This is a genomic window from Caulobacter sp. 602-1, assembly GCF_003931565.1.
GTDB lineage: Bacteria > Pseudomonadota > Alphaproteobacteria > Caulobacterales > Caulobacteraceae > Caulobacter.
Genome location: NZ_RRYI01000045.1, coordinates 1 through 363, shown reverse-complemented (window position 1 = coordinate 363; position 363 = coordinate 1). Strand labels below are relative to the sequence as shown.

Sequence of the window (363 nt, the reverse complement as noted above, 5' to 3'; positions counted from 1 at the left end):
ATGCCGAACTGCCGCATGTGGTCGCCGACCACGACTGCCTGTACATCGTGCAGCATTGGCGCGGCTGGCTCGCCGGCTCCAAGGGCGCGAACCCCGATCAAGACACCTCCGTCTACGAGCACGGTGTATTGACCGACGTACACGACGAACTCATGCGCCAAGTCGACGGTGTGCTGGCCGCCGGCGTAAAGCCTGAGCGCATTATCATCGACCCGGGCCTGGGTTTCTCCAAGCCCGGCATCGAGCACAACCTGCCGCTGCTGACCGGACTCGAGACCTTCCGCGCCACTGGATATCCGGTGCTGATCGGCCAGTCCCGCAAACGCTTCATCTCGGCGATGCTTACCGAGGCGGGCGCTGCCG

1 protein-coding gene is annotated in these 363 nt (G+C 64.5%); it reads left to right on the top strand.

The window, feature by feature from the left end:
* Positions 1–363, top strand: a 363-nt coding sequence (locus EIK80_RS25170; RefSeq protein ID WP_158624761.1) for a dihydropteroate synthase, incomplete at both ends; no start/stop codon positions are given.